Here is a 6,276-nt window from a genome sequence, read left to right as displayed (position 1 = left end):
GCTGCTTGATAGATTAGATCTAATTCTCTTTCAAAGATTTCATCTGGTGTATGATATGCCAATATCTTTCTTGGTAAAGAGTTGCACCAGATTTCAATGTCTATGATGTCTTGTAGTGAATAATTGTCTATTGCCTCTCCCTTAGGAATAAATAGTCCATTATGTCTTTCAACGGTTCCTTTGTCACAAGATATATAAGGATGAGGATAATAAACTAAAGTATTTGATATGTCTTCGAAAAATAAAAAATAAATAACAAAAAACTGATCCTCTTTATTATAAACATTGAGAATCAGTTTTTTAATAGTTTATAGGCTAAAAGCACATATTATTTTGCTTAAAGCTCATTACTTCTAAAGTTACGTAAAAATTTCTTAGTCTTTTCTTTTTGTGGATCGTTAAAGATCTGTTGTGGAGTTCCTTGTTCAGTAATAACTCCATCGCTCATGAAGACAACTTGATCAGAAACGTCGCGTGCAAATCCCATTTCGTGAGTAACAATGACCATTGTTAAACCAGTCTTGGCTAGTAATTGCATAGTATTAAGAACTTCACCAACCATTTCTGGATCTAGAGCACTAGTAGGTTCATCAAAGAGTAAGACTTCTGGATCCATTGAAATTGCTCGAGCAATTGCTACACGTTGTTGTTGTCCACCAGATAACTGTTGTGGCTTAGCAGTAAGGAAAGGATCCATGCCGACTTTCTTTAAGTTTTCAATGGCAACTTTTTTTGCTTCTTCTTTAGAGCGACCAAGAACCATTTCTTGGCCGATCATGCAGTTTTGAAGCACGTTTTTATTATTGAATAAATTGAATTGCTGGAAAACCATTCCAACCTTTGAACGAAATTGGTTACGATCAAAATGAGGATCAAGAATGTTTTTGCCATGGAATAAAATTTCTCCACTGCTTGGTTCTTCAAGAAGGTTGATACATCTGAGCATGGTTGACTTACCACCACCAGATGGTCCAATAATGGTCATTACTTCCCCCTTGTTGATATTAAAAGAAATATCTTTTAATACTGTGTGATCACCATATTTTTTTTGTAAATGTTGCACTTGTAAAATGTTTTCTTCGTTATTATTGTTCATGTTCAAATCCAGTCTCCTTTGGATCTTCTATTTGTAATTGGTTAGCCATTAAATTGTAGTTTTTTGGACCTTCAAGTTTCTTTTCAATGAAGTTAAAGATTCTAGTAATAGAGAATGTCAAGATTAAGTAGATCATTGAAATGATGAAGTAAGTTTGGAAGAATTGGAATGTTTGACTGGCAACAGTTGTACCAACAAAGAACAATTCTGAAACAGAGATAATACTTAATACTGAAGTATCCTTAATGTTAACAATAAATTCGTTAGTAATAGATGGTAAACAATTTCTAATGGCTTGAGGTAAAATAATATGCCACATTTGTTGTGAGTGTGTCATACCGATTGCAGAAGCTGCTTCGAATTGACCTTTAGGAGTGGCATTAATACCACCACGAATAACTTCGGCTAGGTAAGCTCCAGTATTAATTGAAACAATTACTAAAGCAGCTACAGTACGGTTTAAGTTGAGGTGCCATAATTGGGCAATTCCGTAGTAGATAACAGCAGCTTGAACCATCATAGGAGTTCCACGGAATACTTCAATATAAACAGCTAAAATCCAATCAACTATCTTTAGGCCCCACTTTTTACCAGCAGACTTAGGAGTTGGAATAGTTCTAACAATACCTACAAGTAAACCAATGAAGAAACCAACGATAGTACCAACTAAGGCAAGAAGAAGTGTCATACCAACACCGCCAAGGATCATTGAACCATAGCGATGCATAATTGACATAAACCAATTTTCTTTCTTGTTGCCCCCAGCTTGAGGTTGTTCTTTTACAGCATCAGCCATTAATTGGTCGCGCTTTTTATTAGAAATACCATTTAAAATGCTATTAACTTGGTTAAGTAACTCAGTATTGCCTTTCTTAACACCAATTGATGTAATTGAATCATCGTGATCAACTTTGAAACCTTGCATTTTGTTTAAGTTAACGGCAACGATGTTAGGGTTAACTGTCTTGTAACTTTTGTATTCAATATCTTCTGCAACATAACCATCAATAGTACCTGATTGTAAGCTTTGACGCATTGCAGAAAAGCTTCTCATTGCTGGTTCGCGTTTAGCACCATGAAGTTGCTTAATCAGGTCATAGTGTAATGTACCTTGTTGTGCAGTTAATTTTGCGCCTTTAAAATCATTTAAACCTTTTGCTCGAGCAAATTTTCCGTTTCTGCTTGTGATAACTACGAAAGTACTTTTTCTATATGGTTTAGAGAAGTTGATTGCTTTTCTACGTTCAGCAGTAGGAGACATGCCAGCAATGATTAAGTCAATCTTTCCAGAAGTTAAAGCTGGTAATAAACCATCCCATTCAGTTTTTTCTACTACAACTTTACGATGTAATTTTTTGCCGATGATTTTTGCAATTTGAACATCGTATCCATTTGCGTATTGCTTAGAGCCGTCGATTGGAACAGCGCCGTTTTTGTCTGTTGTTTGAGTCCAATTGTATGGAGGATAGTTAGCCTCCATACCAATTTTTAAAGGCGCTTCTTTTTTAGCTGCTTGAGTTTGATTAGAATTAAAACTAAAACCAATCACTAAACTTAAAATTAAGGCTAATAAAGCACTAAACCATCTTATTTTTGACTTCACTTTGAAATACCTCCAAAAATTATTTCAAATAAAGCCAATACAATAAAAGCGAAAAAACCTCGTTGTTTACCAAAAACAACGAGGTTTGTAAAAATCATCAGTAATTAAACCAAATCATATAGCGCTCCCTGGGGACGACCAGGACAGTATGTAAGATATGCTCTTACATCCCAACAAATTAACCTCACGAAAGAAAATTTGTTTCGGCAATAATCCTAAAACTTATTATCATTGCATTCGTGTGCTCAAATAAATCTTGTGACTCTTGCAACCTCTATTGCATTGGGAATTTATTTAACTGATAAAAAGACTAAACGATTTTTAATCTTTTGTCAAATAAAGCCATGATTTTTTTTGATATCTTTTTTCTTAATGTCAGAAACATAAGGATTTCCCGCAACTATAAATCTTAATTTCTTCTGAGCCCATTCTGGATCTGATTGATTAATTCCGACTCTTGGCAAAGCAATAATTTTTTCGATTTTGCGTTTATGATTAATGTCAATATCAAAAGGAGAATCCTCTAAACGAGATAAGTCCCATTTTCTACTTGTGATACCCAAGGCTTGCATCATTTTACCAGGCCCATTAGTCAGAAGGCGGCCAGTCTTTCCATTTCTATTTTTAGTCATTGTCTCAATTCCAGTTATTGGGTCAATTGCTCTGATTAAAACTCCTTGTGGCTCTCCTTCTTCTTGGCAAGCAACATCAAAGAAAAAATATTGTCTTTGCGAATAAATGTATAGGCTGCCTCCTGGTCGATATAAGCCTTCGTTTGCTTGGCTTCGTCTCCCGCCATAAGAATGTGCAGCGCGGTCTTTTACGCCAACATAAGCTTCTGCTTCAACAATTGTACCCGATAAAATTTCTTTTCCATTGTTAAAGGATAAAGTGCGTCCTAATAGATCCTTACTAATTTCGCTAGTAGATCTATTAGTAAAAAAGTCTTTGTAGTTCATGTTAGTTCTTCTTTCTAAAAAAGTTGTACACTCATAATTGAAAGTAAATATATTTTATTTAGAAGGAGTATGTAAAAATGAGTGAAATAAAAGTCATTAGGATATATGATCATGAACAACCTGAAGGGTATCGAATTTTAGTAGATCGTTTATGGCCTCGAGGGATGAGTAAGGTGAGAGCGCATTTAGATGAATGGGACAAACAAATTGGTCCAACAAATGAGCTAAGAAAATGGTTTAATCATGAAGATGATAAATATCCTGAATTCAAATCTAAGTATATAGCTCAATTGAAAGCTAATCCAGTCACAGCAGCTTTTGTTAAAGATGTAAAAGAAAAATTAGCCAAAGGAAATGTTTTATTTTTATACGGTGCGAAAAATAAAAAGCACAACCAAGCGGTTGTACTTAAAGAGTTTGTTGATAGTCAATTAAATTAAGGCATTTTTTTGCCATGTACGTTTTGACGTATATAGTGAAAAATAATTGTTATGATAACTGTGCCAAAAACAATTCCAGCAAAAATTGCGTCGGGTACTTTAAAGTTTAGTGGTGGAAGTGAAATAAGCAGTTTAGCTGCAATGATTGAAATTAGCACGTAGGCCATTGTTTGAAGTTCAGGAATGATTTCCATTAGTTTAATGATAACTTCTGCAACACCACGCATACATAAAATACCAATCATTCCGCCAACTAATACTACAACTGGGTTATTTGACATTGCTAGTGCTGCTAAAACTGAATCAATTGAAAAAACGATATCCATTGATTCAATTGAAATAACTGTTCTCCAAAATAAAGAAAGATGATGTTTCTTTATTTTAGAGTGCCTTTTTTTATGAGTATTTTTGGCCTTTTCTTTTTGAGCGACTTCTTGAGGGTGCCGGACATCATAGAAATATTTATAAACTAAATAGAGTAAGTATAAGCCACCAAGTAATTTGATTTCCCAAAAGTTAATTAAGTAAGTACCAATTCCGATAACAATAAAACGAAACAGGTAGGCACCCCAAAGTCCATATACTAGAGACTTACGTTGTTCATCTTTAGTAGGTAAGACTTGTGTTTGAGCAGCTAAAACGACAGCATTGTCAACAGAAAGCAGACACTCCATTAAGATCAATGTTAGAATCATCATCCAGTCTTGCCCGCTAGTTAAGACATGTGCCCAATTATTTGCATCAAAAAAAGGTTGATAAAGTTTAATCAGCTGCATTCAAATAGCCTTCTTCAAGTTTTATTAAACGTTGTTTTTCTTCTTCTCCCATTCTATAACTTCCTACCTTGTCCGGAGCTAAAATTACACGATGACTAGGAATAAAAATTAGAGATGGGTTTAAAGCAACTGCATGAGCAACCGTTCTAACCGATGTAGAGCCATTGACAGCAGATGCTAGGTCATTATAGGAGATGGTTGTTCCATAAGGAATATTTTCAATCATTTTAACAATTTGATTTTGAAAGGGAGTTCCGAAACTTGAATAGTCAATTGGGACAGTAAAAGAACGACGTTTGCCTGCAAAATATTCTTTGAGTTGTTGCACATAAGGAGCTAATTTTTTTGAATCCTGAATAAGAAGGTGGTTAGGATAAAATCCTAAAATCGAAGATTCAATATTACTATTTTTAGAACCAACAAAAGCTAGTCCTAAGTCACTAATAACTATTTCATAGATCCATGGCTTAATTTTAACAAAATCATAGTAAAAAACTTTTGCTTGAGCAAGTGGCATTTAATCTTAACCCTTCTTTTAATTAATATATTAGCTCTAACTTATATTATATAGCAAAAAATAACAGAAAGAGTAATTGATGAATTAAATAAAATGTTAGTTAAGATAATATCGGTTATATATATAATTTGTCAAATACTTTTTCGGCATCTGAAATAATTGTTGAAACTTCCTCAGGTGCAGGAACGATGGTATTATTGATAACCCAGACCTTTGCATTCGGCTTTTTATAAGCAAGAAGTTGAGCAAAAGGATAAACAACAAAACTGGTTCCAGCAATAATAACTAAATCGCTATTTTGAATATTTTTTATTGAATTAATTAAAATATCCTCATTAATCGGCTCCCCATATAAGACAATTCCAGGTCGAATGATGCCATTATCTTTTTCATGAAAATATGATTTTTTGTATTCATCATAAGAAATTCTTTCATAACATTTTGTACAAAAAATGTTGTAAAGATTACCATGAAATTCGATTACATGTTTATTGCCTGCTTTTTTATCTAGACCATCTACGTTTTGAGTAATTAAAATACCATTTTTATTGCAACTAGCGGCAATTTTTTTATGAATGATATTTGGTTGAGCATTTGGAAAATACATATTTTCCATTACAAATTGATGAAATTTAGCTGGTTCATGAAAAAGAGTATCTTCACTTAAAATTTGTTCTGGGCTTTCCGAAATCCCATTGTAAATTCCATTTTTTGAACGATAGTCAGGAATATGCGATGGAGTTGAAACGCCGGCACCGGTTAAGTAAGTGACATAATGAGCTGCATTAAGATCAGCTTGAAGTGCAGCAATTTGCTTATCTAAACTCATAATTAAAACCTCCTACTATTATTAATTTTCAGCTAAGTCAATTATAGAATGATGAG

7 protein-coding genes, 1 pseudogene and 1 riboswitch are annotated in these 6,276 nt (G+C 33.7%); of the genes and pseudogenes, 1 reads left to right on the top strand and 7 read right to left on the bottom strand.

What is annotated here, in order from left to right; translation table 11 throughout:
* The 4 genes and pseudogenes from FD18_RS09340 to FD18_RS04745 all read right to left on the bottom strand — a co-directional run.
* A pseudogene (locus FD18_RS09340) lies at positions 1–236 on the bottom strand (IS30 family transposase); the annotation flags it as partial.
* A gap of 101 nt (positions 237–337) precedes the next feature.
* Positions 338–1,096 (bottom strand): amino acid ABC transporter ATP-binding protein, encoded by a 759-nt coding sequence (locus FD18_RS04755; RefSeq protein WP_057718874.1) that lies wholly within the window; start codon positions 1,094–1,096, stop codon positions 338–340.
* Entirely contained in the window at positions 1,086–2,699 is a 1,614-nt protein-coding gene (locus tag FD18_RS04750) for an ABC transporter substrate-binding protein/permease (RefSeq protein ID WP_057718873.1), read from the bottom strand. The genes FD18_RS04755 and FD18_RS04750 overlap by 11 nt, the downstream gene beginning before the upstream one ends.
* Before the next feature lie 111 nt (positions 2,700–2,810).
* Positions 2,811–2,984, bottom strand: a riboswitch (Lysine riboswitch).
* Between the two features lie 47 nt (positions 2,985–3,031).
* Positions 3,032–3,658 carry a DNA-3-methyladenine glycosylase gene (locus FD18_RS04745; RefSeq protein ID WP_057718872.1) on the bottom strand — a complete coding sequence of 209 codons (627 nt, stop codon included), beginning with the start codon at positions 3,656–3,658 and terminating at the stop codon, positions 3,032–3,034.
* A gap of 77 nt (positions 3,659–3,735) precedes the next feature.
* Here FD18_RS04745 and FD18_RS04740 point away from each other — a divergent pair, with 77 nt between their 5' ends.
* Positions 3,736–4,098, top strand: coding sequence for a DUF488 domain-containing protein (locus FD18_RS04740; RefSeq protein WP_057718871.1), 363 nt, complete (start codon positions 3,736–3,738; stop codon positions 4,096–4,098).
* Here the strand turns inward: FD18_RS04740 and FD18_RS04735 are convergent.
* The 3 genes from FD18_RS04735 to FD18_RS04725 form a co-directional block, all read right to left on the bottom strand.
* A complete protein-coding gene (locus FD18_RS04735; protein ID WP_057718870.1) occupies positions 4,095–4,874 on the bottom strand; it encodes a TerC family protein in 780 nt (259 codons plus the stop codon). The two genes, FD18_RS04740 and FD18_RS04735, sit on opposite strands and share 4 nt — an antisense overlap.
* Positions 4,861–5,391 carry a methylated-DNA--[protein]-cysteine S-methyltransferase gene (locus FD18_RS04730; RefSeq protein ID WP_057718869.1) on the bottom strand — a complete coding sequence of 177 codons (531 nt, stop codon included), beginning with the start codon at positions 5,389–5,391 and terminating at the stop codon, positions 4,861–4,863. Before FD18_RS04730 ends, FD18_RS04735 begins: the two co-directional genes overlap by 14 nt.
* Positions 5,392–5,506: 115 nt before the next feature.
* Positions 5,507–6,220: an NAD-dependent protein deacylase gene (locus FD18_RS04725; RefSeq protein WP_057718868.1), complete on the bottom strand. Its 714-nt coding sequence runs from the start codon at positions 6,218–6,220 to the stop codon at positions 5,507–5,509.
* Positions 6,221–6,276 lie beyond the last annotated feature (56 nt).

Origin of the sequence: Lactobacillus taiwanensis DSM 21401 (assembly GCF_001436695.1) — a bacterium.
Lineage (GTDB): Bacteria > Bacillota > Bacilli > Lactobacillales > Lactobacillaceae > Lactobacillus > Lactobacillus taiwanensis.
The sequence above is the reverse complement of the archived record's forward strand: the minus strand, read 5'-3'. Positions and strand labels throughout refer to the sequence as shown.